Source organism: Streptomyces pactum, assembly GCF_002005225.1.
GTDB classification, from domain to species: domain Bacteria; phylum Actinomycetota; class Actinomycetes; order Streptomycetales; family Streptomycetaceae; genus Streptomyces; species Streptomyces pactum_A.
Map to the genome: position 1 here is coordinate 5,378,728 of NZ_CP019724.1, position 25,229 is coordinate 5,403,956.

Genomic DNA, 25,229 nt, shown 5'->3' on the forward strand with positions numbered 1-25,229 from the left:
TACCGCATCGCGGACGTAAAGCGTCCATAAGGTGAGATCACACTCCGAATGCCGGACCGGGAATCGATACGATGAGCCCATGGTTCTTCTCGACGTGAGCGAAAAGGTGCCGGGCACGCTGCTCGTGGCGCGGCTGCACGTCGACCTGTGCAGGCTGAACAGCGCCATCTGTTGATCTTCGCTGCCGCCGTACGGCCGTGAGCCGCGGCGCGCTGCCGCGTGCCGCCGCGCGCCCCATCGAACCGACGACACCTCCCGACAGGAGCCCTCAGCCATGGCCATCGAGGTCCGCATCCCGACCATCCTCCGCCAGTACACCGACGGCCAGAAGGCGGTGGAGGGCACCGGGAACACCCTCGCCGAGCTCTTCGCCGACCTCGAGACCCGGCACCCGGGCGTCCAGGCCCGCATCGTGGACGGGGAGCAGTTGCGCCGCTTCGTCAACGTCTACCTGAACGACGAGGACGTCCGCTTCCTGGACGGCATCGACACCAAGCTCACCGACGGCGACAGCATCACGATCCTGCCGGCCGTCGCCGGCGGTATGGCCTGATCGGCGATGCGCTACGACTCCCCGCTGGCCGCGGTGGGCAACACCCCCCTGGTGCGCCTGCCGCGGCTCTCGCCGTCCGACGACGTCCGCGTCTGGGCCAAGCTGGAGGACCGCAACCCGACCGGCTCGATCAAGGACCGCCCCGCGCTCCACATGATCGAACAGGCCGAGAAGGACGGCCGCCTCACCCCGGGCCGCACGATCCTCGAGCCGACCAGCGGCAACACCGGCATCTCGCTCGCCATGGCCGCCAAGCTCAAGGGCTACCGCATCGTCTGCGTGATGCCCGAGAACACCTCGCAAGAGCGCCGGGACCTGCTCGCCATGTGGGGCGCGGAGATCATCTCCTCCCCGGCCGCGGGCGGCTCCAACACCGCCGTACGGGTCGCCAAGGAGCTCTCCGCCGAGCACCCGGACTGGGTGATGCTCTACCAGTACGGCAACCCGGACAACGCGGGCGCCCACTACGCCGGCACCGGCCCCGAGATCCTCGCCGACCTGCCCTCGATCACCCACTTCGTGGCCGGCCTCGGCACCACGGGCACCCTGATGGGCGTCGGCCGCTACCTGCGCGAGAACAAGCCGGACGTGAAGATCGTCGCCGCCGAACCGCGCTACGACGACCTCGTGTACGGCCTGCGCAACCTCGACGAGGGCTTCGTACCCGAGCTGTACGACGCTTCCGTGCTCACCACCCGCTTCTCGGTGGGCTCCGCCGACGCGGTCACCCGCACCCGTGAACTCCTCCAGCAGGAGGGCATCTTCGCGGGCGTCTCCACCGGCGCCGCACTGCACGCCGCGATCGGCGTCGGGAACAAGGCGGTCAAGGCCGGCGAGAGCGCGGACATCGTGTTCGTCGTCGCGGACGGCGGCTGGAAGTACCTCTCCACGGGCGTCTACACGGCGGCCACCACAGAGGAGGCCATCGACACCCTCCAGGGCCAGCTCTGGGCCTGACGGGGTCTCACCGGCCTCACCTGCCTCACCGGTCTCACTGCGCGAGGTGACGGACCTGGTCCCACAGGGCCGGGTCCACCACTCCCACCCGGCGGCGGAAGTCGCCCACGGGCACCTCCCGCAGTTCGCCGGTCTCCAGGAAACTCGTCCGCCCCCGCGCGTCCCCGACGGAGCCCGGCGGCAAGGTGATCACCCCGGCCCGTTCGTCCCGGTACCGGCTGGTGATCTTGGCCACCAGCACCCGCCGCCGGCGCACCGAGATCACCAGACACGGCCGGTCCTTCGCACCGCCGGAGTCCTCGTACGGCACGTTCGCCCACCAGATCTCCGCGGGCCGCGGTCCGTCCGCCCGCCCCCTCGGCCCCGTGGGCCGGCCCGGCGGACGCCGGCTGCCGCCCGGCCGCGGCGGCCGGCGTCCCCGGCCCCAGCCGTCGACGAGCGTGGCGACGAGCGCGAGCAGTACCACCGCCGCGAGTGCGAGCCACCAGGACGTGTCCATACCGACGACCGTACCGGCGCCCGCTGCCCCCGCGCGCCCCTTGGACGGCCCCACGCGCCCCGGTTCCAGCCGAACCGGTGACACCGCAGGTGAGTTCGCCCACAACAGCCCCTGGTGGAGGAGCGACCGCAGGTTTTGCGCCTTACGCTCGACGAACCGCACGACCCCCGTCTCTCCACACGCGCCAGCGGAGGTTTCTGCTTCATGAAGCTCACCGTCGTCGGCTGCTCGGGGTCGTTCCCGTCCGCGGAATCGGCCTGCTCGAGCTACCTCGTCGAGGCCGACGGCTTCCGGCTGCTCCTCGACATGGGCAACGGCGCCCTCGGCGAGCTGCAGCGCCACTGCGGTCTCTACGACCTCGACGCGATCTTCCTCAGCCACCTGCACGCCGACCACTGCATCGACATGTGCGCCTACTTCGTGGCGCGCTACTACCGGCACGACGGCGGCCGCTGCGCCCCCCTCCCGGTCTACGGACCCGAGGGCACCGAGCACCGGCTCACCACCGCCTACGCCGACACCCCCACCGCGTCCTCCATGAGCGAGGTCTTCGACTTCCACACGGTCAAGCCGTCCACCTTCGAGGTCGGGCCCCTCACCGTGCACACCGAACGGGTCGCCCACCCCGTGGAGGCCTACGCCATCCGGATCGAGCACGGCGGCAGGTCGCTGACCTACTCCGGTGACACGGGCGTCACCGCCACGCTGGACGAACTCGCCCGCGACACCGACCTCTTCCTGTGCGAGGCCGCCTTCACGCACGGCAAGGAGAACATCCCCGACCTCCACCTCAACGGCCGCGAGGCGGGTGAGACCGCCGCCCGCGCCGGCGCCCGGCGCCTGGTCCTCACCCACATCCCCCCGTGGACCGACCCCCGGGTCAACCTCGCCGACGCGCGCGAGGTCTACGACGGCACGGTGGAGGTCGCCGCGCCGGGCGCGGTGTACGAGATCTAGGCCGTACGCGGGCCCGCGCGACGGCCGTACCGGGCACGCATGACGAGGGCCCCGGAACCTTCCCGGGACGCTGGCGTCCCTTCCCGGTTCCGGGGTCCTCGTCATGCCGTACGGCGAGGACTCACGCCTTCGTGAGGTCCTCGACCTCCTCCTCGGGCTCGCGGCCCGGGGTGGCGAGGTTGAACTTCGTGATGGCGAACCGGAAGAGCACGTAGTAGATCACCGAGAACACCAGGCCGATCGGGATGATCAGCCATGGCTTGGTGGCCAGGTTCCAGTTCAGGGCGTAGTCGATGAAGCCCGCGGAGAAGGTGAAGCCCGCGTGGACGCCGAGCGCCCAGGTGATCGCCATGGACAGGGCCGTCAGGATCGCGTGGATCACGTACAGCACCGGAGCGATGAACATGAACGCGAACTCGATGGGCTCGGTCACACCGGTGACGAACGAGGTCAGGGCCAGCGAGACCATCATGCCCATCACGGCCTTGCGCCGCTCGGGGCGGGCGGCGTGCGCGATGGCGATGGCGGCGGCCGGAAGACCGAACATCATGATCGGGAAGAAGCCGGACATGAACTGGCCCGCGTCCGGGTCACCGGCGAAGAACCGGTTCAGGTCACCGTGCACGACCTCGCCCGCGGCATTCGTGAAGTCACCGATCTGGAACCACGAGACGGTGTTCACGAACTGGTGCATGCCGATCGGGATCAGCGCGCGGTTGATCAGACCGAACAGACCGGCACCGAGGGCACCGAGACCGGTGATCCACTCACCCAGGTCGGTGATGAGGTTGCCGATGGGCTGCCAGCCGACCACGACCAGCACGCCGAGGGCGGTGCCCACGAACGCCATGATGATCGGCACCAGCCGACGGCCGTTGAAGAAGCCCAGCCAGTCGACGAGCTTGGTGCGGTGGAACCGCTGCCAGATCACCGCCGAGAGCAGGCCGAGGATGATGCCGCCGAGCACACCCGGGTTCTGGTACGACGCCGCGGTGACCTCGGCGCCGTTCTGCCACACGCCGCCGAGCCCGGTCCCGACGAACTTCGCTCCCTCGGGAACGCCGTCCTCGATGGGGAACTGGTGGATCACCGAGTAGTAGGTGAGGAACCCGACGACGGCGGCCAGCGCGGTGGAACCGTCGGCCTTCTTGGCGAAGCCGATGGCGACGCCTATGCAGAACAGCAGCGGCAGACCCAGAGAGGCGTCCAGCAGCGCGCCACCGGCGCCCGCGAACACCTTGGCCACCTTGTCCCAGCCCAGGCCGTCGGCCCCGAAGACGTCCGGCTGACCCAGACGAAGCAGGATGCCCGCCGCCGGCAGCACGGCGATCGGGAGCTGCAGGCTGCGGCCGACCTTCTGCAAACCCTGGAAAAGACCAGATCCCCGCTTCTTTGCGGGGGCCGCCTTGTCGGTGGCGGTGCTCATACTTCCTCCATCGGGTGGTGGTCTACACCACTCAGTGGTGTAGACCTGTTGTAGCACGATGAAGGCCGCGTAAGGAACCCGCGATTCCGCGACGGAGGCACTACGCGCAGTGCCCGATCAAGTCCGCAGGCCAGAGCGCCGGGGGGCGTGCCGAAGGCCCCCGGACGGAGGGTCCGGGGGCCTTCGCGAGACCACGGTCAAAGGGTACGTGAGACCACGTGAGGTCTACACCTTGGTGACGTCCTCGACCTCCTCCTCGGGCTCCCGCCCCGGAGTCTTCAGATCGAACCTCGTGATCGCGAACCGGAAGACGACGTAGTACACCACCGCGAAGCACAGGCCGATCGGAATGATCAGCCACGGCCTCGTCGCCAGGTTCCAGTTGATGACGTAGTCGATCAGTCCCGCCGAGAAACTGAACCCGTCCTTCACGCCCAGCCCCCACGTCACCGCCATCGACACACCCGTCAGCACCGCGTGCACCGCGTACAGCGCCGGAGCGATGAACAGGAAGGAGTACTCCAGCGGCTCCGTGATCCCCGTCACGAACGACGTCAGCGCGACCGACAGCATCAGACCGCCGACCTCCTTGCGCCGGTGCGGCTTCGCGCAGTGCGTGATCGCCAGCGCCGCCGCGGGCAGCGCGAACATCATGATCGGGAAGAAGCCCGAGGTGAACTGACCCGCGTTCGGATCGCCCGCCAGGAACATGTTGATGTCACCGTGCACCACCGTGCCGTCCGGCTTGGTGTAGCTGCCGAACTGGAACCACATCGGCACGTTCAGGAACTGGTGCAGACCGATCACCAGCAACGCCCGGTTCGCCAGCCCGAACACACCCGCGCCCCACGCGCCCAGCCCCGTCAGCCAGTCACTGAAACTCTCCAGCGCGTCGCCGATCGGCGGCCACACCCACAGGCACAGCGCCGCGAACAGGATCGCGACGAACGCCATGATGATCGGCACCAGCCGGCGCCCGTTGAAGAAGCCGAGCCAGTCCACCAGCTTCGTCCGGTGGAACCGCTGCCAGAAGTACGCCGTCAGCAATCCCATGACGATGCCGCCGAAGACCCCCGGATTCTGGAACGTGAACGCGGTCACCGTCCCCGACCCGTCGGTCAACCGACACCCGATCTGCGGCACCGCTTGCGAACCCTCCGGACAGTCCTCCGGAAACTGCCGCAGCACGTTGAAGTAGACGAGGAACCCCGCCACCGCCGCCAGCGCCGTCGAACCGTCGGCCTTCTTGGCCATGCCGATGGCCACACCCACACAGAACAGCAGCGGCAGCCCCAGCGAACCGTCCAGCAGCGCACCGCCGGCACCCGTCATCACCTTCGAGACGTTCGACCAGCCAAGACCGTCGTCCCCGAACACGTCCGGCTGCCCCAGCCGGTTGAGAATGCCCGCGGCGGGCAGGACCGCGATGGGCAACTGAAGACTGCGACCCATCTTCTGCAACCCCTGGAACGCCTTGTTCCAGCGGGCGCGGGCGGGGCTGACCCCACTGTCGGCACTCATCCCGTCTCCATCCGGTCGCCTCTCGGTCCCCCTCTGCGGGAGGCGGTTTGGCGGCCGTCAGTCGGGTGGTGTAGACCAGTTGACGACGGTTCCGCTGTCGTGACGCCATCATTCGGTACACACCGCATGACCGCTCGCGAAGATGGGCCAACTGTGGGTTACTGCGACAAAGCGGCTCGGATCAGGGAGAAAGAACATGGCCAGCAAGGCTGAGAAGATCGTCGCCGGCCTCGGCGGCATCGACAACATCGACGAGATCGAAGGCTGCATCACCCGCCTCCGCACCGAGGTCAACGACCCCGCGCTGATCGACGAAGCCGCCCTGAAGGCCGCCGGCGCCCACGGCGTCGTCAAGATGGGCACCGCCATCCAGGTCGTCATCGGCACCGACGCAGACCCGATCGCCGCCGAGATCGAAGACATGATGTAAAGACGCCGCGCGCACCGAGGGGCCCTCCCACCACGGGAAGGGCCCCTCCTCGTACGCCCGCTAGGCTCACCGCATGTCACGCATCGACGGCCGCACCCCCCAGCAGCTCCGCCCCGTCACCATCGAACGCGGCTGGAGCAAGCACGCCGAAGGCTCCGTCCTCGTCTCCTTCGGCGACACCAAAGTCCTCTGCAACGCCTCCGTCACCGAAGGCGTCCCCCGCTGGCGCAAGGGCAGCGGCGAAGGCTGGGTCACCGCCGAATACGCCATGCTCCCCCGCGCCACCAACACCCGCGGCGACCGCGAGTCCGTCAAGGGCCGCATCGGCGGCCGCACCCACGAGATCAGCCGCCTGATCGGCCGCTCCCTGCGCGCCGTCATCGACTACAAGGCACTCGGCGAGAACACCATCGTCCTGGACTGCGACGTCCTCCAGGCCGACGGCGGCACCCGCACCGCCGCCATCACCGGCGCCTACGTCGCCCTCGCCGACGCGATCACCTGGGCCCAGACCACCAAGAAGCTCATCAAGCCCAGCCGTAAGCCCCTCACCGGCACCGTCTCCGCCGTCTCCGTCGGCATCGTCGACGGCACCCCCCTTCTCGACCTCCGCTACGAGGAAGACGTGCGCGCCGACACCGACATGAACGTCGTCTGCACCGGCGACGGACGCTTCGTCGAGGTCCAGGGCACCGCCGAGGCCGAGCCCTTCGACCGCGACGAACTGAACGCCCTCCTCGACCTCGCCGCGGCCGGCTGCACGGAGCTCGCCGAACTCCAGCGCAAGGCCCTTGATACGGTCCTCGAAAGGTAAAGGGAACACCAAGGGCGCCTCAAGAAAGGTGGCGGGAACGCGCAACTCCGCCGCCCGCCACCGCGTCACTAGCAGTACAAGAGCAGCACAGTAGTTCTACGGGCGTACGGCCCACCGGCCGTACGCCCGACGCCGCACCGACCGCACATGGGCCGCCCGGCCCTGTCCCAAGGGGAGGACCGAGACCCATGGCCGCGAGCCGCCACCGCCGCCTTCGCCGCACCACCGTCACCGCCGCAGCCGTGGCGACCTTCGCCCTGACGGCCGGACTCACCACCGGGTGCGACGCCGTCGACAAGGCCCTCGACTGCGTCCAGACCGCCGACGCCATCGCCGACAGCGTCACCGCGCTCCAGCAGGCCGTCGAGAACGCGTCCAACGACCCGACGCAGCTCGAGGAATCCCTCAACTCCATAGACAAGAACCTCGACAAGATCGGCGACACGACCGACAACACCGACGTCGACAAGGCCGTCGACGACCTCGGCAAAGCCGTCGACAACGTCCGCACCTCGGTCGAGAACGGCGACAACACCCCCGACCTCAGCCCCGTCACCGACGCGGCGGGCGAACTGACCAAGGTCTGCACGCCGTAACCCGGAGCGGGGGTGAGCGCTCCGGCGGGCACCCGGAATACTGGACCTCATGACCCGCCTGATCCTCGCCACCCGCAACGCCGGAAAGATCACCGAACTGAGGGCCATCCTCGCCGACGCGGGCCTGCCCCACGACCTCGTCGGCGCGGATGCCTACCCTCAGATCCCCGACGTCAAGGAAACCGGCGTCACCTTCGCCGAGAACGCCCTGCTCAAGGCCCACGCCCTGGCCCAGGCCACCGGGCTCCCCTCCGTCGCCGACGACTCCGGCCTCTGCGTCGACGTCCTGGGCGGCGCCCCCGGCATCTTCTCCGCCCGCTGGTCCGGCACCCACGGCGACGACAAGGCCAACCTCGACCTCCTCCTCGCCCAGCTCGGCGACATCGCCGACGGACACCGGGGCGCCCACTTCGCCTGCGCGGCGGCCCTGGCCCTGCCCGACGGCACGGAGCGGGTGGTCGAGGGCCAACTCCGAGGCACCCTCCGCCACACCCCCGCCGGCACGGGCGGCTTCGGCTACGACCCGATCCTCCAGCCGGAGGGCGAGACCCGCACGTGCGCGGAACTGACGGCAGCGGAGAAGAACGCGATCAGCCACCGGGGGAAGGCGTTCAGGGCGCTGGTGCCGGTGGTGCGGGAGTTGCTGGGCTGAGGCGTGAGGGCCGTCCATGCGGACGGCCCTCACCGTGGGTGCGGCCGATGGGAGTCGAACCCACATGGGCAAATGCCCCGAGGCACCTAAAACCTCTGCTTATACCATTCAGCAACGGCCGCATTGCGGCCATGCTACCGGTCGTCAGCCACTTGCCTACCGCGGCCTCCGCGGCACCAGGTGTCCGTGGAGGCGTGACAGTTGGGGCACAGCAGCCTCAGGTTGGCAGAGCGGTCATCGCTCCAGTCTCCGTAGATCCAGTACCGCCCCTGCGGGGACGGGTCTCAGATCCCCAGATCCTTGATGATCTTGGCCACGTGGCCCGTCGCCCGCACGTTGTACAGGGCGCGTTCCACCTTGCCCTCCTCGTCCACGACGATCGTGGAGCGGATGACGCCCATGTAGGTCTTGCCGTAGTTCTTCTTCTCGCCGAAGGCGCCGTAGGCGTCGAGGACCTTCTTGTCGGGGTCGGCGAGGAGGGTGACCTTCAACGACTCCGTCTCGCGGAACTTGGCCAGCTTCTCCGGCTTGTCGGGCGAGATGCCGATCACGTCGTACCCGGCGCCGGCCAGCAGCTCCAGGTTGTCGGTGAAGTCGCACGCCTGCTTCGTGCAGCCGGGGGTAAGCGCGGCAGGGTAGAAGTAGACGATGACCTTGCGGCCCTTGTGGTCGGACAGGGACACCTCGTTGCCGTCGGCGTCCGGGAGGGTGAAGGCGGGGGCCGGGTCCCCGGGCTGGAGTCGATCGCTCATCGATCCAGCGTAACCGGGGGTCCTGACAGTGCAGCGGGGCGAGTAGCTGACAGACTGTCCGCAACAGCGTCAGCAGACTTCGGAGGCCGTACGGTGGCGGACACGTCGGACATCAGAACCCCGGCGCAGATCGAGGCGGACATCAAGCGCCGCCGCGAGGTGCTGGCCGAGACGCTCGACGAGCTCGGGATGCGGGTGCACCCGAAGACGATCGTGGGCGATGCGAAGGCCAAGGTCGCTTCCAGCGTCGATCACACCCTCGGGCGGGCGTACGTCGGGGTCAATCGTGTGGTCAGCGATGTGAAGTCGCAGTTCGTGGACGAGGAGGGCGCGCCGCGGATGGAGCGGGTCGTGCCCGCCGCGCTCGTGGTCGTCGGGGTCGTGGGGCTGCTCGCCCTGGGCGGTACCCGGCGGCGCAGGCGCTGAGCGGGGGCAGGTAGGTTCAGGGCGTGAGCGCCAAGAGAAACGAGCACGGCTCCCCCGACGACAAGCTGCCCATCCGGATGCTGCACGACCGCGTACTCGTGCGGCAGGACACCGGTGAGGGCGAGCGGCGTTCCGGGGGCGGCATCCTGATCCCCGCCACGGCGGCGGTCGGCAAGCGGCTGGCCTGGGCCGAGGTCGTCGCGGTGGGGCAGAACGTACGGACCGTGGAGCCGGGCGACCGGGTGTTGTACGACCCGGAGGACCGTGCGGAGGTCGAGGTGCGGGGCACGGCGTACGTGCTCATGCGCGAGCGTGATCTGCACGCCGTGGCCGCGGACCGTTTCGAGGGGTCCGAGGACTCGACCGGGCTGTACCTGTAGAGCAGCGGCAGCGGTAGCGGTAGCCGCGAGAAGGGGCTGGTGGCCGGTGTCACCAGCCCCTTCGTGCTGTCCTTGCTACCTTGGGAAGCACCCCGACGAGACGCGCCGTACCGGGCCAAGGAAAAGACGACGCACCACCGTTCAGTTCGTTCACGGAGGTGCCCGTCATGGCCTGGGTTCTGTTGCTCGTCGCCGGTCTGCTCGAGGTCGGCTGGTCGATCGGGATGAAGTACACGGACGGTTTCACCCGTCTCGTGCCGAGTCTGTTCACCGGTGCCGGGATCGTGGCCAGCATGGTGCTGCTGTCGTACGCGGCCCGGACGCTGCCGATCGGTACCGCCTACGGCGTGTGGGTGGGCATCGGCGCGGCCGGTGCGGCGGTGCTCGGCATGGTGGTGCTGGGTGAGCCGGTGACCGCCGCCCGGATCTTCTTCATCTGTCTGCTGCTGGTCGCCGTGGTGGGGCTGAAGGCGACCTCCGGACACTGACCCGGCCGGCCCGGCGGGGTGTCACTGGCGGCGGGGGGTGACGGGGATGCCGGCGACCGTTCCGGTGTCGGAGTCCTCGCCGCCGCCCGCGCCGGTCGAGTCGCCGTCGCCTCCCTCGGTGCTGCCGCCGCCGTTCGTCGAGTCGTCCTCGCCGCCTCCGTCACCGCCGCCCGTGGGGCCCGGCTCGGTGGTGGCGCCGCCTGTGGTGGGGCCGCCGGTCACCGGGTCACCGGTGCCGGTGTCGCCGCCCGGCGGGGTGCTGCCGCCGCCGGTCCGGCCGGGGGTCTCGGTGCCGGTGTCCTCGTCGCCGCTGGAGTCGCCGTCGGGGTCGCCGCCGCCGCTCTCGTCGCCCGGCCCGGGCTCGTCCGAGGAGTCGTCGGACGGGGAGGCGGTGACGTCGGCGCCGGTCTGGAGCCGGAGGTCGAAGTCGGTGACCGGTTCGCCCTTGAGGGCGTTGCGGGTGTACTGGCCCCAGATCTCCGCGGGGGCGCCGCCGCCGTTGACGCGGGGCAGGCCCATCGCGCCGTAGAGCGGCTTGTGGGCGGCGGTCTGCGGGTCCTGGCCCATCACCGCGATGACGGTGGCGAGCTCGGGGGTGTAGCCGGCGAACCAGGCGGCGGTGTCCTCCTCGGCGGTGCCGGTCTTGCCGGCGGCGGGGCGGCCGGCGGCCTGGGCGGCGGTGGCGGTGCCGTTCTGGACGACGCTGCGCAGGACGGAGGTGGTGGTGTCGGCGGCCTCGCGGCTGACGGCCTGGCGTTCGCGCCGCTCGGGCAGCTCGACCTCGTGCTTGCCGTCCTTCATGACCTTCTCGACCAGCGTGTACGTGCCGTGCCTGCCGTGGTTGGCGAGGGTGGCGTACGCCTCCGCCATGTCGAGGGGGCTGGCGGTGGCCACGCCGAGGGCGATGGAGGGGGTGGGGGTCAGCTCGGGGGTGTTCTTGGAGAGGCCGAGGTCGATCGCGGTCTGCTTGACCTTGTCGGAGCCGACGTCCACGGCCATCTGGGCGTACACGGCGTTGATGGACTTGTCGGTGGCCTCGCGGACGGTGACGTCGCCGTAGTCGCGGTGGTCCTCGTTCTCCGGGGCGTAGCGGCCGCCGCTCCAGCCCTGGACGGGGCGTTCGCTGGTGCCGTCGTAGACCGTGTTGGGGTTGATCACGCGGCCGTCCTGCGTCTCGGAGTGGTTCTCGACGGCGGACGTGAACACGAAGGGCTTGAAGGTGGAGCCGGTCTGGAAGTCGCGGCGGGTGGCGTTGGGCGTGTACTGCTTGACGTAGTCGATGCCGTTGTACATCGCGACGACCTTGCCGGTCTTCGGGTCGACGGAGGCGCCGCCCGCGCGGACGTAGGTGTCGACCTTGCGTTCCTTCTTGTCCAGCTTGGACATGAGTTTGTCGTCGACGGCCTTGACGAAGGCGTCCTGCTTGTCCTTCTGCAGGGTGGTGGTGATGCGGTAGCCGCCGCGGTCGAGCTCCTCCTCGTCGACGATCCCGTTCTGGATCAGGTGGTCCCTGACGATGTTGACGACGTAGCCGCGCTGGCCGGACATGTTGGTGGAGATGGTGCTCTCCTTGGGCGCGGGGAACTTCTGGCTCGCGCGTTCGGAGCGGGTGAGCCAGCCCTTCTCGACCATGCCGTCCAGGACGTAGTTCCAGCGGGCCTCGGCGGCGGGCTTGTTCTCGGGGTGGGCGACCACGTCGTACTGGCTGGGGGCGTTGAGCAGGGAGGCGAGGTAGGCGCCCTGGGCCGCGGTGAGGTTCTTGGCGTCGACGCCGTAGTAGGCCTGGGCGGCGGCCTGGATGCCGTAGGCGCCGCGGCCGAAGAAGCTGGTGTTGAGGTAGCCCTCGAGGATCTCGTTCTTGCTCTTCTCGCGGTCGAGCTTGATCGAGATGAAGAACTCCTTCACCTTGCGGGTGATGGTCTGTTCCTGGGCCAGGTAGTAGTTCTTGACGTACTGCTGGGTGATCGTGGAGCCGGACTGCTTGCCCTTGCCGGTGGCGGTGTTCCAGCCGGCGCGGACCATCGCAGCCGGGTCGACGGCGGACTCGGTGTAGAAGTCGCGGTCCTCGGCGGCCAGGACGGCGTGCTGGGCGTCCTTGGAGATGCGGGCGAGGCCGACGCTCTCCCGGTTGACCTCGCCGTCGCGGGCGAGGACGCCGCCGTCGGCGTACAGGTAGACGTTGGACTGCTTGGTGGCGAGCGCGTTGGCGGCCGGGATCTGCACGAGGTGGTAGCCGAGGAAGAAGCCGCCGATCAGGAGCAGGACGCCGATGAGGCAGGTGCTCAGCACGATGCGCCAGGTCGGGACCAGTCGGCGCCATCCGGTCCTTGGCCGCTTAGGCTTCCCGGCTTTCCCCTCGCCGGCCGCCTGGGGCTCTGTCTGCGCCCGGCCCGGGTTCGGCTGCTGCGGCTGCGGCTGCGGCTCGTCGCTCATCTCGTGCACGGACTCCTGTTTTCGCGTCGTACGGTCTTGTCTCGTACGGCCTTGTACGCCTCTGCGTCCTCTGACGCGTTCTCACGCCTTCGACGCCCTTAGAAGAAGACTCTCGCACCGGGCGTTCCGTTCCCGCTCGGCGGCACTCCCGTGAAATCGCGTGGCACGGGTGGTCGCCGTGGCACTAGGCTCCTGCGCTTCGGTGCCGGTCGGGGGGTGTGGTTCGTGGGCGTGGGTTCCGGGCGGTTGTACGTGGCCGTCGCGGCGGGGGGATTCCGACGTTACGCGACGTATCGGGCGGCCACCGCCGCCGGGGTGTTCACCAACACGGTCTTCGGGTTGATCCTGGTTTACACCTATCTGGCCCTGTGGGACGAGAAACCGCAGCTCGGGGGCTACGACCAGGCGCAGGCCGTCACTTTCGTGTGGCTGGGGCAGGCGTTGCTGGCGGCGCTGGCCATCGGGGGCGGCGGGTTCGAGGACGAGCTGATGGAGCGCATCCGTACGGGTGACATCGCCGTCGATCTGTACCGGCCGGCGGATCTCCAGCTCTGGTGGCTGGCGGCGGACGTGGGGCGGGCGGTGTTCCAGTTGCTCGGGCGGGGGGTGGTGCCGTTCGTGTTCGGCTCGCTCGTCTTCCCGGTGGCGCTGCCGCGGGAGGCGTCCACGTGGTTGGCCTTCCTGGTGGCGGTGGTGCTGGCGGCGTCGGTGAGTTTCGCGCTGCGGTACCTGGTGGCGCTCTCGGCGTTCTGGCTGATGGACGGCACGGGGGTGACGCAGATGGCGTGGCTCGCGGGGTTCTTCTGTTCGGGGATGCTGTTGCCGCTGAACGTGTTCCCCGGTGCGCTCGGCGAAGTCGTACGGATGCTGCCGTGGTCGTCGCTGCTCCAGGCGCCGGCGGACGTGCTGCTGGGGGAGGCCGATCCGCTGGGGACGTATCTCTTCCAGGCGGGGTGGGCGGTGGCGCTGCTGGCGGTGGGCCGGCTGATGCAGTCGGCGGCGACGCGACGGGTGGTGGTGCAGGGTGGCTGAGACGGCTCACGCGGCCGGGCGGGGCGGCCGGGTCACCGAGGGCCTGCGCACGTACCGGCTGATCGCCGTGATGTGGATCCGGTCGACGATGGCCTACCGGACGTCCTTCGCGCTGACCACGTTCGGGAACTTCGCGGCGACCGCGCTGGACTTCGCGGCGATCCTGCTGATGTTCTCCCGCGTCGACGCGCTGGGCGGCTGGACGCTGGCCGAGGTGGCGTTCCTGTACGGGGTGTCCGCGGTCTGCTTCGGGCTGGCGGATCTGGCGGTCGGCTCGATGGAGCGGCTGGGCCGGCGGGTGCGCGACGGCACGCTGGACACGCTGCTGGTGCGTCCGGCGCCGGTGCTGGCGCAGGTCGCCGCGGACCGGTTCGCGCTGCGCCGGCTGGGCCGGGTGACGCAGGGGGTGCTGGTCCTGGGGTACGCCCTGACGGCCGTGGACATCGACTGGACGGCGGCGAAGCTGCTGCTGATGCCGGTGATGCTGCTCAGCGGGGCGGGGATCTTCTGCGCGGTGTTCGTGGCGGCGGCGGCGTTCCAGTTCGTGGCGCAGGACGCCTCGGAGGTGTCGAACGCCTTCACCTACGGCGGCACGACGATGCTGCAGTACCCGCCGACGGTGTTCGCGCTGGACCTGGTGCGGGGCGTGACGTTCGTGATGCCGCTGGCCTTCGTCAACTGGCTGCCGGCGAGCTATGTGCTGGACCGGCCGTACCCGCTGGACCTGCCCGGGTGGGTGGCGTTCGCGTCGCCGCTCGTGGCCGTGGCCTGCTGCGCGATGGCGGGGCTGGCCTGGCGGGCGGGGCTTCGTACGTACCGCAGTACAGGGAACTGAGGGAGCTGAGGGAGCTGAGGGAGTTGGAAGCGTCGGCCGAGGTGGACCCGGTGGGGGCCGGTGGTGCGGCCTTCATCGAGCTCGACGGGGTCGAGAAGGTCTTCGACGTGCGCCGCAAGACCGGTTTCCTCAAACGGGAGCGGCGGCGGGTGCGGGCCGTGGACGGGCTGTCGTTCACCGTGGCGCGCGGCGAGATGGTCGGCTACATCGGCCCGAACGGCGCCGGGAAGTCGACGACGATCAAGATGCTCACCGGCATCCTGACGCCCAGCGGCGGCCGGCTGCGGGTGGCCGGCATCGACCCGTCCCGGGAGCGGACCCGGCTGGCGCACCGCATCGGGGTCGTCTTCGGGCAGCGGACGACGCTGTGGTGGGATCTGCCGCTGATCGACTCCTACCGGCTGGCGCACCGCATGTACCGCATCCCGGACGCCCGTTACCGGGAGAACCTGGACCGCTGCGTGGAACTCCTCCAGCTCCGGGAGCTGCTGGACGTGCCGGTGCGGCAGTTGTCGCTGGGGCAGCGGATGCGGGGCGACATCGCGGCGGCGCTGCTGCACGACCCCGAGGTGCTGTACCTGGACGAGCCGACGATCGGCCTGGACGTGGTCTCCAAGGCCAAGGTGCGGGGTTTCCTGCGGGACTTGAACGCGGAGAAGGGCACGACGGTGCTGCTGACCACGCACGATCTCCAGGACATCGAGCAGCTCTGCTCGCGCGTGATGGTCATCGACCACGGGCGGCTGATGTACGACGGCCCGCTGGACGGGCTGCACGAGGCGGGGGAGAGCGAACGCACCCTGGTGGTGGACCTGGAGCGGGAGTCGCCGCCGATCGAGGCGCCGGCGCCCGCGCGGGTGGTGCGGGTGGAGGGCCCGCGGCAGTGGCTGGCGTTCCCGGCGTCGGCGTCGGCGGCGGGGCTGGTGGCGCGGATCGCGGCGGAGTACCCGCTGGTGGACCTGTCGGTGCGGGAGCCGGACATCGAGTCGGTGATCGCCAAGATGTACGCGGAACGCGCGGGCGCGTAGTGCCCGGCGCGCCGACCTCGTAGGCTGCTGTACATGACCGACGACGCCCCGGAACTCCGCGCATCCGACGCCGACCGCGAACGAGTCGCCGAGGTCCTGCGGGACGCCCTCGCGGAGGGGCGGCTGGACATGACCGAGTTCGAGGAGCGGCTGGACGCCACCTACAGCGCGCGGACGTACGGGGACCTGACGCCGATCACCCGGGACCTGCCGGGTGGCTCCGTGGACGGGCCGCCCCGGGTGTCGATGACCAAGGAGCCCGAGCGCGCCGGGGACTGGGCGGGGCGGATCACCGGAGGCGCGGGCTCGTCGACGTGGGCGGTCGCCGTGATGTCCGGCTTCCAGCGCAAGGGGCGCTGGACGGTGCCGAGGCGGTTCAACTCCTTCGCGTTCTGGGGCGGCGGGGACATCGACCTGCGCGAGGCGGACTTCGCGCACGACGAGGTCGTGATCAACTGCGTCGCGATCATGGGCGGGATGAACGTGATCGTGCCGTCCGGTGTCGAGGTGCTCGTGCGCGGCATCGGGATCATGGGCGGCTTCGACCATCGTGAGGAGGGCGTTCCCGGCGACCCGGGCGCCCCGCGCGTCGTGGTGACGGGCTTCGCCTTCTGGGGCGGCGTGGGTGTCGAGCGCAAGCTGACGCGGGCGGAGAAGCAGCGGATCAAGGAGGAGCGCCGGCAGGAGAAGCTGGAGCGCAAGGGCCGCAAGGAACTCGACGCTCCCCGCCACGGCCTCCACGGCCTGCACGACCTGCACCACGAGGAGCGGGAGCGCCGCCGGGAGACGTGAGCGTCCCCGGGGCCCGCCCGCGCCGCCGGGCCGGGTGTGACTCCGGGGGGCTGGGGTGTGGCGTCGCGTGGCGCGGGGGATGGCCTCGCTGGGTCGGGGTGTGGCGTCGCGTGGCGCGGGGGACGGTTCCGCCGGGCTCCGGGGGCGTTTCCGCCGGTTCGGGTGTGGTGGCGCCGGGCTCGGGTGTGGCGCCGGTGGGCTATGGATGGTTGCGCTGGGCCAAGGTCTGGCGTCGGCGGGCTCGGGCCTTACCGGCGGGCCCGGGTGGCGTCGGCGGGCTCAGGCGTCATCGCCGGGCCCGGCCGTCACAGTTGGACCGGCGCCGCCCCTTTTAGGGCGTCCAGGTCGAGGAGCCGGCCCATTCGCGCGTACCCCTTGTCGCCGGGGTGCAGGTGGTCGCCGCTGTCGTAGTCGGAGCGCATCCGGCGCGGGTCGTAGGGGTCGCGCAGGGCCTTGTCGAAGTCGACGACCTCGTCGAACACGCGGCCCGAGCGGATCTCCTCGTTGATCTGCTGCCGCATCCTCTCGCGGGCCGGCGTGTAACCGCCGTAGCCGCCGAACGGCGTGATCGTCGTGCCGACGACCTTCAGGCCCCGGGCGTGCGCCTGGTCGGTGAGGGTGCGCAGGCCGTCGAGGACGGCGTCCCGGTCGGCGAGTTCCGGACTGTGCAGGATGTCGTTGACGCCGAGGACGATGACGACGACCTTGACGTTGGTGCGGTCCAGTACGTCCCGCTCGAACCGGCTCAGCGCGCTGGGGTTGTCGGCGGGCCGGCCCGCCCTGCCGGTCAGGATGCGGTTGCCGCTGATGCCCTCGTTGACGACGCTGTAGCGGGGCGTGCCCCGCCCGTCCCCGGCCGCCTCGTGCAGCCGCTCGGCGAGGACGTCGGTCCAGCGCTGGTTGGCGCCGACCTCGGAGCCGAAGCCGTCGGTGATCGAGTCGCCGATGGCGACGACGGTGCCGTCGGCCTCGTGGCTCAGCACGTCCAGCGCGGTCAGGTAGCGCCAGTACCGCGTCTCGGTGGTGTAGGCGACGGCGGTGACGTCCGCGGTGCGGTCGCCGTCGGCGAGGTAACTGATCTGCTGCGCGCGCGGGTGGTAGGTGACCGGGCCCGACGGCACGGGCGAGTACGTGGTGACCAGGACGTCCGCGCCGTACGGGACGGCGACGCGCGCGATGTCGCTCATCACCTGTCCGCCCGCCGGGATGACGACCCGGGGGCTGCCCCCGAAGGTGAGCCGGCGCATCGTGTCGGCGAGCGCGGCGGCGGTGCCGGGGCCGGCGGCCAGCGCGATGGAGGCGTGCGTGATGGTCAGCGGGGACTGTCCGTAGAGGTTGGACAGGGTGATGCGCGCGCTGGTTCCGCCGATGCTCGTGTGCACGACGTTGCGCACCGAACGGCCCGCCATGCCGGTCGTCTCGGTGCCCGGTTCTGCCGCGGCGGGTGCGGTGGCCCAGGCGCCGACCCACGTGCCGGTCGAGGCGGGAGCGGCGTCGCCGCCCGGGAAACGGCCGCCGGCGAGCGGTGCGCGGTCCCTCGTGCCGTCGTCGGCGGACACTCCGGCGTATATGGCCGCGGAAATCGCCACTATCAGGGTGACGATCGCTGCGAGCAGGGCACGGTGCTTGGTGGGGGGCGCCCCCGCACCCCCGTCACGACCCCGGGTCATGCTGTGCTGTTCTCCTCGGGCGAGGGGAGCCCGAGGCTCCGGTGCGATGAACCCATGATGCGTCACGGGCCGGGGAAAGGCCGTACGACCCCCGGGCGTTCCCCTCCCGGACAGACGCCGGGAACTTGTGTTCCGTTCCAGGAGTCGGTCAGGAAGGGACAATGTGTGCGGGACGCAACAGCGAACGGTGGAGTGGATGGAACGCACGAAGGCGGAACTTTCCGGTGGTTCCGGAGATACCGGGGAGGGTGCCGGGACGGACGCGGAGCGGTCCGCGGGGGCCGGACGCGCCGCCCCCGGTGCCTTCCGCGACCGCGCGATGACCTCCTTCAGCCCTGCCGACGAGGTCAAGCGCCGCGGCGTACGCCGCATGAAGCTCACCGCCACCGGCCTGCTGCTGTTCGTCGCCGTGGTCTACGTCCTGGCCGAGTGGGCCGCCCACCGCGGCGCGGGCGCCTGGGCGGGCTACGTCGCCGCGGCCGCCGAGGCCGGGATGGTCGGCGCGCTCGCCGACTGGTTCGCGGTCACCGCCCTGTTCCGCCACCCGCTCGGCATCCCCATCCCGCACACCGCGATCATCCCCAGGAAGAAGGACCAGCTCGGCGTCTCGCTCGGCGAGTTCGTCGGCGAGAACTTCCTGTCCGAGGACGTCGTACGGCTGCGGCTGCGCACCGTCGGCATCGGCAGCCGGCTCGGCGCCTGGCTCGCCGTGCCCGAACACGCCGACCGGGTGACGGCGGAGCTGTCCGCCGCCCTGCGCGGCGCCCTCACCGTGCTGCGCGACTCCGACGTGCAGGCGGTGGTGGGGGAGGCGATCACGCGCCGCGCCGACGCGCAGGAGATCGCCCCCGGCATCGGCAAGCTGCTGGACCGGATCGTCGCCGACGGCGGCCACAAGCGGGCCGTCGACCTGATCGTCTCCCGTGCCCACGACTGGCTGATCCTGCACGGCGACTCCGTCATGGACGCCGTCCAGGGCGGGGCGCCCGGATGGACGCCCCGGTTCGTGGACAAGAGGGTCGGCGAGCGCGTCTACAAGGAGCTGCTGCGCTTCGTCACCGAGATGCGCGACATGCCCGCCCACCCCGCGCGCGGCGCCCTCGACCGCTTCCTCACCGACTTCGCCTCCGACCTCCAGTCCGACACGGACACCCGCGCGCGCGTGGAGCGGCTCAAGACCGAGGTGCTGGGCCGCGGCGAGGTGCAGGATCTGATCGCGTCCGCCTGGACGGCCGTACGGTCCATGATCGTCTCGGCGGCGGAGGACGAGCGCAGCGAACTGCGCATGCGGGTGCGGGCCTCGCTGCTGTCGCTGGGCGCCCGGATGGCCTCCGATCCCAAGGTGCAGGGCAAGGTCGACGGGTGGGTCGAGGGCGCGGCGGTCTACGTGGTCACCACCTACCGCCGGGAGATCACCTCCCTGATCACCGACACGGTGGCGAGCTGGGACGCCGAGCACACCACGAAGAAGATCGAGGCGAACATCGGCCGCGACCTGCAGTTCATCCGCATCAACGGCACGGTGGTCGGCTCGCTGGCCGGGCTGCTGATCTACACGGTCTCCCGCATCCTGGGGGCGTAGGGCTGCCACGGGGCGGCCCTGCGGCCTCCCGGCGCGGCGGGCGTGCCGGGCGTGTCCCCTCCGGTCCAGGGCACACGTGAGGCGTTCGCTCGACGGAGAGGGAGCCATGAGCGCAGAATCGTCGTCGCCGGGCCCGACGCCCGCCCCCACCGGTACCCGCACCGGCACCGTCACCACGGCCGTGCCCGCCAGGCTGGACCGGCTGCCCTGGTCACGATGGCACTGGATGATCGTGATCGGCCTGGGCACCGTCTGGATCCTGGACGGCCTGGAAGTCACGATCGTCGGCAACGTGGCCGGCCGCATCGCCGAGGAAGGCAGCGGCCTCGACATCAGCTCGGCCCAGGTCACCGGCCTCGCCGCCGCCCTGTACGTGGCGGGCGCCTGCTCCGGGGCCCTGTTCTTCGGCTGGCTGACCGACCGTTACGGCCGCAAGAAGCTGTTCATGCTGACGCTGGCCGTCTATCTGGCGGCGACCGCGCTGACCGCGCTCTCCTTCGAGACCTGGTGGTTCTTCCTCTTCCGCTTCCTCACCGGCTTCGGCATCGGCGGCGAGTACGCGGCGATCAACTCCGCGATCGACGAGCTGATCCCGTCCCGGTACCGGGGGCGGGTCGACCTCATCATCAACGGCAGCTACTGGCTCGGCGCGATCGGCGGCGCCCTGCTGTCCATCGTGATGCTGGACACCGACATCTTCCCCAAGGACCTCGGCTGGCGGCTCAGCTTCGCCATGGGCGTGGTCCTCGGCCTGGTCATCCTGCTCGTACGACGGCACGTCCCGGAGAGCCCACGCTGGCAGTTCATCCACGGCCAGGGCGAGAAGGCCGACACCCTCGTGTCGTCCGTCGAACGGGACATCGAGAAGGAGAAGGGCGAGCAACTGCCGCCGCCGGCCGGTGAGATCACCATCCACCAGCGCAAGAGCATCGGCTTCGGCCTGATCGCCAAGACCGTCTTCAGCCGCTACCCGCGCCGCGCGGTCCTCGGCCTCTCCCTCTTCATCGGCCAGGCCTTCCTGTACAACGCCATCACCTTCGGCTTCGGCACCATCCTCATCACGTTCTTCGACGTGCCGACCGGCAGCACCGGCTACTACTTCGCCGTCATCGCCGCCGGCAACTTCTGCGGCCCGCTGCTGCTCGGCACGCTCTTCGACACGGTCGGCCGCCGCATCATGATCTCGGGCACGTACCTGCTGTCCGGCATCCTGCTCTTCGGCACGGCGTACCTCTTCGACCGGGGTTCGCTCACGGCCACGACGATGACGGCCTGCTGGTGCGTGGTGCTGTTCTTCGCGTCGGCGGGCGCATCCAGCGCGTACCTGACCGTTTCCGAGGTCTTCCCCATGGAGACCCGCGCCATGGCCATCGCCTTCTTCTACGCCCTCGGCACCGCCGCCGGCGGTATCAGCGGCCCGCTGCTCTTCGCCAACCTCACCGAGTCCGGCGTGGTCGGCGACACGGTCCTGGCCTTCCAGATCGGCGCCGGGCTGATGTGCGCGGCCGGCCTGGTGGCGGCGTTCCTGGCGGTGAAGGCGGAACGCCGCGCGCTGGAGGACATCGCGGAGCCGCTGTCGACGGTGCGGGCGGATTCGGCGGACGCGTAGCGTCGCCCTGCACGCCCTGCACGCCCTGCACGCCCTGCACGTCCTGCCGCCAGACCGGCCGACCGCCGCGAGGAGCCGCCCGATGACCATCCGCCGGATCGTCCCCAACATCCAGGTCGAGCGCGAGGAGCAGATGGGCACGAGCCGTGACTTCTACGGCCTGCTGGGCTTCGAGGAGGTCATGGACATGGGCTGGGTGACGACCCTGGCCTCCCCGTCCAACCCCACGGCCCAGATCAGCCTCTTCACCGGGGAGCGCACCGCGCCCCTCGTCCCCGACCTGAGCGTGGAGGTCGAGGACGTCGACGCGGTGTACGCCCGGCTGTCCGCGTCGGGCGCGGAGATCGTACGGGACCTGCGGGACGAGGAGTGGGGCGTACGGCGCTTCTTCGTACGGGACCCGAACGGGCGGGTGGTGAACGTACTCACCCACCGGTCCTAGTCCGCTGGGTCAGGCCCGCCGGTCGGCGACCGCCCAGGAGGCCGGCGCCACGGCACCGGCGACTCCGAGGACGGCGGGCCAGGCGCCCACCTTCCTGGCCAGCGGGTGGGATCCGGCGAAGCCCGCGACGTACGCGGCCGTCAGCGCCCCGGCGGCCTTCCCGCCGGCCCGCGCCCGCCACTGCTGGGCGGCAGCGGCCCCGGCGACGGCGAGCACGGCCCCGCCGAGCTGCCGCTTCTTCGTCCAGCGGGCCACGCCGTACCCGCCGACGAGACCGCTCGCGGCCACCACCGCGCTGGGAACCTTCGCCATGTCCGTCTCCTGCCTGCCGCCGCGCCCGCCCGCTGCCGAGCCGCTACGGGACCGAGGCCAATCCCGGCCGGACACGGCGCACGCGCCGGAGTGGAGGCCGGTCCGCCGGTCGTCACCGCCCGTGCCGCTCCGATGGCCGAACACCGAGCCCTGCCGGCGACACTTCCGGGTACCCGTCGAGTTGGAGCGAGGGGACAGGCGAAAGAGCGGACGGAACAGGAAGCGGGAAGCGGGAAGCCGATGAGTACGCAGCGCACGGGCACGGGCACGGACCGGGCCCGCACCCGGTCGGTCGTGGTGGACGGTGGCGCCCGCGTGGCGTGTTGGGAGTCGGGGCCTCCCGACGCCGAACCGGTCCTCCTCCTGCACGGCTACCCCGCCGACCACCACTGCTGGCGCCACCAGGTCCCGCCCCTGTCGGACCGTTACCGGGTCATCGCCCCGGACCTCCTCGGCTGGGGCGAGTCCGACCGCCCCGTGCACCTGCGCTTCGACTACGACACCGAGGTCGCCCGGCTGGGCCGGCTGCTGGACGCGCTCGGGCTGGACTCGGTGAACCTGGCCGGCCACGACTACGGCGGCTTCCTCTCCCTCGGCTTCGCCGAGACCCACCCCGAGCGGGTACGCCGGCTGGCCGTCCTCAACAGCCGCGCCCACTCCACCTTCACCCGCCCCTGGTACGCCGTCTTCAGCCTGCTCAGCCTCGCCGGCCGGACTCCCGTCCTCCGCCCGGCGGCGATGCGCCTGCCCTACGCCGCCATCCACCGCCGGTCCTTCGCCCCGCTGGTCCGCGCGGGCCACCTCGACACCGGCGTCCTGGACGGCTACGTCGGCTGGATGGACACCCCCGAGGGACGCCGCTGGCTGCTCCACTACTTCGGCGAGTACCGCACCTCGTCCCGCCCCGCACTGCGCCGACGCCTCCACGAGATCGACTGCCCCACGGCGGTCATCTGGGGCCGCGCGGACCCGTACCTGCGCCCGACGATCGCGACGGAGCTGGCCGGGGCCGTCCCCGGTGCCGAACTGACGATGCTGGACGGCACCGGCCACTGGGTGATGGACGAGCGCCCGGCGGAGGTGACGGCGGCCCTGAGCCGGCTGCTGGCACGACCCGCGCCCGGCCGGTGAGACGCAGGTCACATGTGCGGCCCTGCCGTCCGTGTCACATCACACCTCCGCGCTCCGTCGTAGCTGTGTACGCCCGAGGGCGAACGACCGCCCCTCAAGGGTGAACGACCGACGACCAGCACGACGGACCACGACGGAGGAACCTCTCATGGAAGCTCGTCTCAACATGTTCGCCAACCCGATCGCGGGCAAGCTCGTACGGCACATCAACTCGGCGGGCAAGGTGGTGACGGACTCGACGCTGCCGGCCGCGACCCAGGAACTGGTGAAGATCCGCGCCAGCCAGATCAACGGCTGCGGCTTCTGCCTCGACATGCACACCAAGGACGCCGCGAAGGCGGGGGAGACGGCGCTGCGTCTCAACCTGATCGCGGCGTGGCGGGAGGCCAAGGTCTTCACCGACGCCGAGCGCGCCGCCCTGGAGCTGACCGAGCAGGGCACCCGCATCGCGGACTCCGCCGGGGGCGTCACCGACGAGGCGTGGGCGGAGGCGGCGAAGCACTACGACGAGGACCAGCTCGCCGCCCTGGTCGGCCTGATCGCCGTGATCAACACGTACAACCGCCTCAACGTCATCCTCCAGAACCCGGCGGGCGACTACGAGCCGGGCATGTTCGGCTGAGGCACGCGTTCCGCGGTACTGCCGGGACGGCTCGCCCGATCGACGGGCGAGCCGTCCCGCCGTTCAGCCGGCGTGCAGCAGGACCGGCAGCCGCTGGTGGCCGTTGCTGATCAGGGAGGGCACGGGCGGCAGCTCCTCCGCCGGATCGGCGAGGCGGATGTCCGGGAAACGGCCGAACAGGCTCTCCAGCGCGAGCGTCACCTCCATGCGGGCCAGCGGCGCGCCGAGGCAGAAGTGGACGCCGTGGCCGAACGCGAGGTGCTCCTTGACCGTGCGTGTCGCGTCGAAGGTGTCGGCGTCCTCGTGCCAGTCCGGGTGGCGGTTGGCGGCGGCGTACGAGGCGAGGATGGCCTCCCCGCGGGCGATGGTCCGCCCGTCCGGCAGCGGGATGTCGGTGACCGCGAACCGGAGCGGCAGGTGCTTGACCGCCGGTTCGTGGCGCAGCGTCTCCTCGACGACGTCCGCCCAGGTGAACGCGCCCTTGCGGACCAGTTCGAGCTGGTCGGGACGGGTCAGCAGGGTGTGCGTGGCCTGGTCGATGACGTTGACGGTGGTCTCGTAACCGGCGCTGATCATCAGCAGCAGGGTGTCGCGCAGCTCCTCCGGGGAGAGGCGGTCGCCGTCCCCCTCGTCGTCCCGCGCGGCGATGAGCAGCGACGTCATGTCGTCGCCCGGGGTGGCGCGCTTGGTGGCGATGAGCTGGTCCAGGACCTCGTACAGGCGGGCCGTGTTGGCCTGCGCCTCGGCCTGGCTCAGCGTGGTGTCGAAGACGCCGTCCACGAGGGCCCGGAAGCCCTCCCGCCGGTCCTCGGGCACCCCCATGAGGTGACCGATCACCGCGATGGGCAGCGGGTAGGCCAGCTCCTGCCGCAGATCGACCGGCTCGCCGGCGGGGCGGTCGGCGAGCCGGTCGACGAGGCCGGTCACCATCTCCTCGATAGCGGGCCGCATCGCGGCGATGCGACGGGCGCTGAAGGCGGGCGCCACCAGCCGGCGCAGCTTGCGGTGGCCCGGCCCGTACGCGGTGAACATGTTCTCCACCGCCACCCACAGGGCGAGCGGCCAGGTGCCGACCACCTCGCCGAAGGCGGGCCAGTGCGCCCGGGCGTCTTTGGAGACGTCGGGGCTGGTGAGCAATTGTTTGAGCAGGGCGGGGTCGCTGACCGACCAGGCCTGGACACCCAGGACGTCCACCCGCGTGGCCGGGCCGCCCTCCCGTAGGGCGCGGTGCTCGGCGTGGTGGTCGGCGCCGGTGGGGTCGAGGACGAGGGCGGGCTGCTGGGCTGCCAT

At 70.7% G+C, this 25,229-nt stretch carries 28 protein-coding genes, 1 tRNA gene, 1 pseudogene and 1 riboswitch; of the genes and pseudogenes, 20 read left to right on the forward strand and 10 right to left on the reverse strand.

Annotation, left to right across the window (positions count from 1 at the left end; genetic code table 11):
- Nucleotides 1-79: 79 nt before the first annotated feature.
- From B1H29_RS40055 to B1H29_RS22885, 3 genes are all read left to right on the forward strand, one after another.
- Nucleotides 80-175, forward strand: coding sequence for a putative leader peptide (locus B1H29_RS40055; RefSeq protein WP_324610977.1), 96 nt, complete (start codon nucleotides 80-82; stop codon nucleotides 173-175).
- Nucleotides 176-274: 99 nt separating this feature from the next.
- Nucleotides 275-553, forward strand: a complete 279-nt coding sequence (locus B1H29_RS22880; protein ID WP_055417156.1) for a MoaD/ThiS family protein — start codon at nucleotides 275-277, stop codon at nucleotides 551-553.
- A 6-nt stretch (nucleotides 554-559) separates the two neighbouring features.
- Nucleotides 560-1,510: a PLP-dependent cysteine synthase family protein gene (locus tag B1H29_RS22885; protein WP_055417155.1), complete on the forward strand. Its 951-nt coding sequence runs from the start codon at nucleotides 560-562 to the stop codon at nucleotides 1,508-1,510.
- Nucleotides 1,511-1,544: 34 nt separating this feature from the next.
- Here the strand turns inward: B1H29_RS22885 and B1H29_RS22890 are convergent, their stop codons facing one another.
- Nucleotides 1,545-2,009, reverse strand: a complete 465-nt coding sequence (locus tag B1H29_RS22890) for a type II toxin-antitoxin system PemK/MazF family toxin (RefSeq protein WP_055417154.1) — start codon at nucleotides 2,007-2,009, stop codon at nucleotides 1,545-1,547.
- Nucleotides 2,010-2,213: 204 nt separating this feature from the next.
- Between B1H29_RS22890 and B1H29_RS22895 the strand changes: the two genes are divergently transcribed.
- Complete coding sequence (locus B1H29_RS22895; protein ID WP_055417153.1) at nucleotides 2,214-2,966, forward strand: MBL fold metallo-hydrolase; 753 nt, start codon at nucleotides 2,214-2,216, stop codon at nucleotides 2,964-2,966.
- A 121-nt stretch (nucleotides 2,967-3,087) separates the two neighbouring features.
- Here B1H29_RS22895 and B1H29_RS22900 read toward each other — a convergent pair whose 3' ends face one another.
- Both B1H29_RS22900 and B1H29_RS22905 read right to left on the reverse strand, forming a co-directional pair.
- A complete protein-coding gene (locus tag B1H29_RS22900) occupies nucleotides 3,088-4,392 on the reverse strand; it encodes a PTS transporter subunit EIIC (protein WP_055417152.1) in 1,305 nt (434 codons plus the stop codon).
- A gap of 225 nt (nucleotides 4,393-4,617) precedes the next feature.
- A complete protein-coding gene (locus tag B1H29_RS22905; RefSeq protein WP_055417151.1) occupies nucleotides 4,618-5,913 on the reverse strand; it encodes a PTS transporter subunit EIIC in 1,296 nt (431 codons plus the stop codon).
- A 196-nt stretch (nucleotides 5,914-6,109) separates the two neighbouring features.
- On the opposite strand from B1H29_RS22905, the gene B1H29_RS22910 reads away from it, so the two are divergent.
- The 4 genes from B1H29_RS22910 to rdgB all read left to right on the forward strand — a co-directional run bounded on the left by B1H29_RS22910 (nucleotide 6,110) and on the right by rdgB (nucleotide 8,405).
- Nucleotides 6,110-6,343: a glucose PTS transporter subunit EIIB gene (locus B1H29_RS22910; protein ID WP_055417150.1), complete on the forward strand. Its 234-nt coding sequence runs from the start codon at nucleotides 6,110-6,112 to the stop codon at nucleotides 6,341-6,343.
- 73 nt (nucleotides 6,344-6,416) lie between these two features.
- Nucleotides 6,417-7,157: a ribonuclease PH gene (rph, locus tag B1H29_RS22915; RefSeq protein ID WP_055417149.1), complete on the forward strand. Its 741-nt coding sequence runs from the start codon at nucleotides 6,417-6,419 to the stop codon at nucleotides 7,155-7,157.
- Between the two features lie 188 nt (nucleotides 7,158-7,345).
- A complete protein-coding gene (locus tag B1H29_RS22920) occupies nucleotides 7,346-7,753 on the forward strand; it encodes a hypothetical protein (RefSeq protein ID WP_055417148.1) in 408 nt (135 codons plus the stop codon).
- Between the two features lie 49 nt (nucleotides 7,754-7,802).
- Nucleotides 7,803-8,405 (forward strand): RdgB/HAM1 family non-canonical purine NTP pyrophosphatase, encoded by a 603-nt coding sequence (gene rdgB / locus B1H29_RS22925; RefSeq protein WP_055417147.1) that lies wholly within the window; start codon nucleotides 7,803-7,805, stop codon nucleotides 8,403-8,405.
- Nucleotides 8,406-8,444: 39 nt separating this feature from the next.
- Here the strand turns inward: rdgB and B1H29_RS22930 are convergent.
- The 3 genes and pseudogenes from B1H29_RS22930 to bcp form a co-directional block, all read right to left on the reverse strand.
- A tRNA-Leu gene (locus B1H29_RS22930) sits at nucleotides 8,445-8,527 on the reverse strand.
- Nucleotides 8,528-8,539: 12 nt separating this feature from the next.
- Nucleotides 8,540-8,662: pseudogene (locus B1H29_RS39455) on the reverse strand (zinc finger domain-containing protein); the annotation flags it as partial.
- A 27-nt stretch (nucleotides 8,663-8,689) separates the two neighbouring features.
- Nucleotides 8,690-9,157 (reverse strand): thioredoxin-dependent thiol peroxidase, encoded by a 468-nt coding sequence (bcp, locus tag B1H29_RS22940; RefSeq protein WP_055417146.1) that lies wholly within the window; start codon nucleotides 9,155-9,157, stop codon nucleotides 8,690-8,692.
- Nucleotides 9,158-9,250: 93 nt separating this feature from the next.
- On the opposite strand from bcp, the gene B1H29_RS22945 reads away from it, so the two are divergent.
- From B1H29_RS22945 to B1H29_RS22955, 3 genes are all read left to right on the forward strand, one after another.
- Nucleotides 9,251-9,583, forward strand: a complete 333-nt coding sequence (locus tag B1H29_RS22945) for a DUF3618 domain-containing protein (RefSeq protein WP_055417145.1) — start codon at nucleotides 9,251-9,253, stop codon at nucleotides 9,581-9,583.
- Nucleotides 9,584-9,606: 23 nt separating this feature from the next.
- Nucleotides 9,607-9,963 carry a GroES family chaperonin gene (locus B1H29_RS22950; protein WP_055417144.1) on the forward strand — a complete coding sequence of 119 codons (357 nt, stop codon included), beginning with the start codon at nucleotides 9,607-9,609 and terminating at the stop codon, nucleotides 9,961-9,963.
- A gap of 69 nt (nucleotides 9,964-10,032) precedes the next feature.
- A riboswitch (guanidine-III (ykkC-III) riboswitch) is annotated at nucleotides 10,033-10,099 on the forward strand.
- A gap of 31 nt (nucleotides 10,100-10,130) precedes the next feature.
- Complete coding sequence (locus tag B1H29_RS22955; RefSeq protein ID WP_055417143.1) at nucleotides 10,131-10,451, forward strand: DMT family transporter; 321 nt, start codon at nucleotides 10,131-10,133, stop codon at nucleotides 10,449-10,451.
- Between the two features lie 21 nt (nucleotides 10,452-10,472).
- Here the strand turns inward: B1H29_RS22955 and B1H29_RS22960 are convergent, their stop codons facing one another.
- Entirely contained in the window at nucleotides 10,473-12,884 is a 2,412-nt protein-coding gene (locus tag B1H29_RS22960) for a transglycosylase domain-containing protein (RefSeq protein WP_199832284.1), read from the reverse strand.
- A gap of 225 nt (nucleotides 12,885-13,109) precedes the next feature.
- On the opposite strand from B1H29_RS22960, the gene B1H29_RS22965 reads away from it, so the two are divergent.
- Genes B1H29_RS22965 through B1H29_RS22980 form a run of 4 tightly spaced genes read left to right on the forward strand, consistent with a single transcriptional unit; the run spans nucleotide 13,110 to nucleotide 16,571 of the window.
- Entirely contained in the window at nucleotides 13,110-13,916 is an 807-nt protein-coding gene (locus B1H29_RS22965; protein ID WP_107095246.1) for an ABC transporter permease, read from the forward strand.
- On the forward strand, nucleotides 13,909-14,751 hold the full coding sequence (locus tag B1H29_RS22970) for an ABC transporter permease (RefSeq protein ID WP_234392961.1): 843 nt from the start codon (nucleotides 13,909-13,911) through the stop codon (nucleotides 14,749-14,751). Before B1H29_RS22965 ends, B1H29_RS22970 begins: the two co-directional genes overlap by 8 nt.
- Nucleotides 14,752-14,765: 14 nt before the next feature.
- On the forward strand, nucleotides 14,766-15,779 hold the full coding sequence (locus tag B1H29_RS22975) for an ABC transporter ATP-binding protein (protein WP_055417749.1): 1,014 nt from the start codon (nucleotides 14,766-14,768) through the stop codon (nucleotides 15,777-15,779).
- 33 nt (nucleotides 15,780-15,812) lie between these two features.
- Nucleotides 15,813-16,571 (forward strand): DUF1707 SHOCT-like domain-containing protein, encoded by a 759-nt coding sequence (locus tag B1H29_RS22980; protein ID WP_055417141.1) that lies wholly within the window; start codon nucleotides 15,813-15,815, stop codon nucleotides 16,569-16,571.
- 305 nt (nucleotides 16,572-16,876) lie between these two features.
- On the opposite strand, the gene B1H29_RS22985 is transcribed toward B1H29_RS22980, so the two are convergent.
- Entirely contained in the window at nucleotides 16,877-18,241 is a 1,365-nt protein-coding gene (locus B1H29_RS22985) for an SGNH/GDSL hydrolase family protein (protein WP_055417140.1), read from the reverse strand.
- Nucleotides 18,242-18,437: 196 nt separating this feature from the next.
- Here B1H29_RS22985 and B1H29_RS22990 point away from each other — a divergent pair, with 196 nt between their 5' ends.
- The 3 genes from B1H29_RS22990 (at nucleotide 18,438) to B1H29_RS23000 (ending at nucleotide 21,874) form a co-directional block, all read left to right on the forward strand.
- Complete coding sequence (locus B1H29_RS22990) at nucleotides 18,438-19,823, forward strand: DUF445 domain-containing protein (RefSeq protein ID WP_199832283.1); 1,386 nt, start codon at nucleotides 18,438-18,440, stop codon at nucleotides 19,821-19,823.
- Between the two features lie 106 nt (nucleotides 19,824-19,929).
- Nucleotides 19,930-21,432 (forward strand): MFS transporter, encoded by a 1,503-nt coding sequence (locus tag B1H29_RS22995; protein WP_055417138.1) that lies wholly within the window; start codon nucleotides 19,930-19,932, stop codon nucleotides 21,430-21,432.
- Nucleotides 21,433-21,514: 82 nt separating this feature from the next.
- On the forward strand, nucleotides 21,515-21,874 hold the full coding sequence (locus B1H29_RS23000; protein ID WP_055417137.1) for a VOC family protein: 360 nt from the start codon (nucleotides 21,515-21,517) through the stop codon (nucleotides 21,872-21,874).
- A 9-nt stretch (nucleotides 21,875-21,883) separates the two neighbouring features.
- Here B1H29_RS23000 and B1H29_RS23005 read toward each other — a convergent pair whose 3' ends face one another.
- Nucleotides 21,884-22,186 (reverse strand): hypothetical protein, encoded by a 303-nt coding sequence (locus B1H29_RS23005; RefSeq protein ID WP_055417136.1) that lies wholly within the window; start codon nucleotides 22,184-22,186, stop codon nucleotides 21,884-21,886.
- A gap of 240 nt (nucleotides 22,187-22,426) precedes the next feature.
- Between B1H29_RS23005 and B1H29_RS23010 the strand changes: the two genes are divergently transcribed.
- Together B1H29_RS23010 and B1H29_RS23015 are read left to right on the forward strand one after the other, a co-directional pair.
- Nucleotides 22,427-23,317, forward strand: a complete 891-nt coding sequence (locus tag B1H29_RS23010) for an alpha/beta fold hydrolase (protein WP_055417135.1) — start codon at nucleotides 22,427-22,429, stop codon at nucleotides 23,315-23,317.
- A gap of 148 nt (nucleotides 23,318-23,465) precedes the next feature.
- Complete coding sequence (locus B1H29_RS23015; RefSeq protein ID WP_055417134.1) at nucleotides 23,466-23,939, forward strand: carboxymuconolactone decarboxylase family protein; 474 nt, start codon at nucleotides 23,466-23,468, stop codon at nucleotides 23,937-23,939.
- 63 nt (nucleotides 23,940-24,002) lie between these two features.
- On the opposite strand, the gene B1H29_RS23020 is transcribed toward B1H29_RS23015, so the two are convergent.
- The gene (locus tag B1H29_RS23020; protein WP_055417133.1) at nucleotides 24,003-25,229 is read right to left on the reverse strand and encodes a cytochrome P450 family protein; all 1,227 of its coding nucleotides are present in this window, start codon (nucleotides 25,227-25,229) and stop codon (nucleotides 24,003-24,005) included.

Bases quoted from the DNA above. Each gene is read 5' to 3' on its own strand.
- B1H29_RS40055 (WP_324610977.1), top strand. From the start codon at position 80: ATGGTTCTTCTCGACGTGAGCGAAAAGGTGCCGGGCACGCTGCTCGTG.
- B1H29_RS22880 (WP_055417156.1), top strand. From the start codon at position 275: ATGGCCATCGAGGTCCGCATCCCGACCATCCTCCGCCAGTACACCGAC.
- B1H29_RS22885 (WP_055417155.1), top strand. From the start codon at position 560: ATGCGCTACGACTCCCCGCTGGCCGCGGTGGGCAACACCCCCCTGGTG.
- B1H29_RS22890 (WP_055417154.1), bottom strand. From the start codon at position 2,009: ATGGACACGTCCTGGTGGCTCGCACTCGCGGCGGTGGTACTGCTCGCG.
- B1H29_RS22895 (WP_055417153.1), top strand. From the start codon at position 2,214: ATGAAGCTCACCGTCGTCGGCTGCTCGGGGTCGTTCCCGTCCGCGGAA.
- B1H29_RS22900 (WP_055417152.1), bottom strand. From the start codon at position 4,392: ATGAGCACCGCCACCGACAAGGCGGCCCCCGCAAAGAAGCGGGGATCT.
- B1H29_RS22905 (WP_055417151.1), bottom strand. From the start codon at position 5,913: ATGAGTGCCGACAGTGGGGTCAGCCCCGCCCGCGCCCGCTGGAACAAG.
- B1H29_RS22910 (WP_055417150.1), top strand. From the start codon at position 6,110: ATGGCCAGCAAGGCTGAGAAGATCGTCGCCGGCCTCGGCGGCATCGAC.
- rph (WP_055417149.1), top strand. From the start codon at position 6,417: ATGTCACGCATCGACGGCCGCACCCCCCAGCAGCTCCGCCCCGTCACC.
- B1H29_RS22920 (WP_055417148.1), top strand. From the start codon at position 7,346: ATGGCCGCGAGCCGCCACCGCCGCCTTCGCCGCACCACCGTCACCGCC.
- rdgB (WP_055417147.1), top strand. From the start codon at position 7,803: ATGACCCGCCTGATCCTCGCCACCCGCAACGCCGGAAAGATCACCGAA.
- bcp (WP_055417146.1), bottom strand. From the start codon at position 9,157: ATGAGCGATCGACTCCAGCCCGGGGACCCGGCCCCCGCCTTCACCCTC.
- B1H29_RS22955 (WP_055417143.1), top strand. From the start codon at position 10,131: ATGGCCTGGGTTCTGTTGCTCGTCGCCGGTCTGCTCGAGGTCGGCTGG.
- B1H29_RS22960 (WP_199832284.1), bottom strand. From the start codon at position 12,884: ATGAGCGACGAGCCGCAGCCGCAGCCGCAGCAGCCGAACCCGGGCCGG.
- B1H29_RS22980 (WP_055417141.1), top strand. From the start codon at position 15,813: ATGACCGACGACGCCCCGGAACTCCGCGCATCCGACGCCGACCGCGAA.
- B1H29_RS22985 (WP_055417140.1), bottom strand. From the start codon at position 18,241: ATGACCCGGGGTCGTGACGGGGGTGCGGGGGCGCCCCCCACCAAGCAC.
- B1H29_RS22990 (WP_199832283.1), top strand. From the start codon at position 18,438: ATGGAACGCACGAAGGCGGAACTTTCCGGTGGTTCCGGAGATACCGGG.
- B1H29_RS22995 (WP_055417138.1), top strand. From the start codon at position 19,930: ATGAGCGCAGAATCGTCGTCGCCGGGCCCGACGCCCGCCCCCACCGGT.
- B1H29_RS23000 (WP_055417137.1), top strand. From the start codon at position 21,515: ATGACCATCCGCCGGATCGTCCCCAACATCCAGGTCGAGCGCGAGGAG.
- B1H29_RS23005 (WP_055417136.1), bottom strand. From the start codon at position 22,186: ATGGCGAAGGTTCCCAGCGCGGTGGTGGCCGCGAGCGGTCTCGTCGGC.
- B1H29_RS23010 (WP_055417135.1), top strand. From the start codon at position 22,427: ATGAGTACGCAGCGCACGGGCACGGGCACGGACCGGGCCCGCACCCGG.
- B1H29_RS23015 (WP_055417134.1), top strand. From the start codon at position 23,466: ATGGAAGCTCGTCTCAACATGTTCGCCAACCCGATCGCGGGCAAGCTC.
- B1H29_RS23020 (WP_055417133.1), bottom strand. From the start codon at position 25,229: ATGGCAGCCCAGCAGCCCGCCCTCGTCCTCGACCCCACCGGCGCCGAC.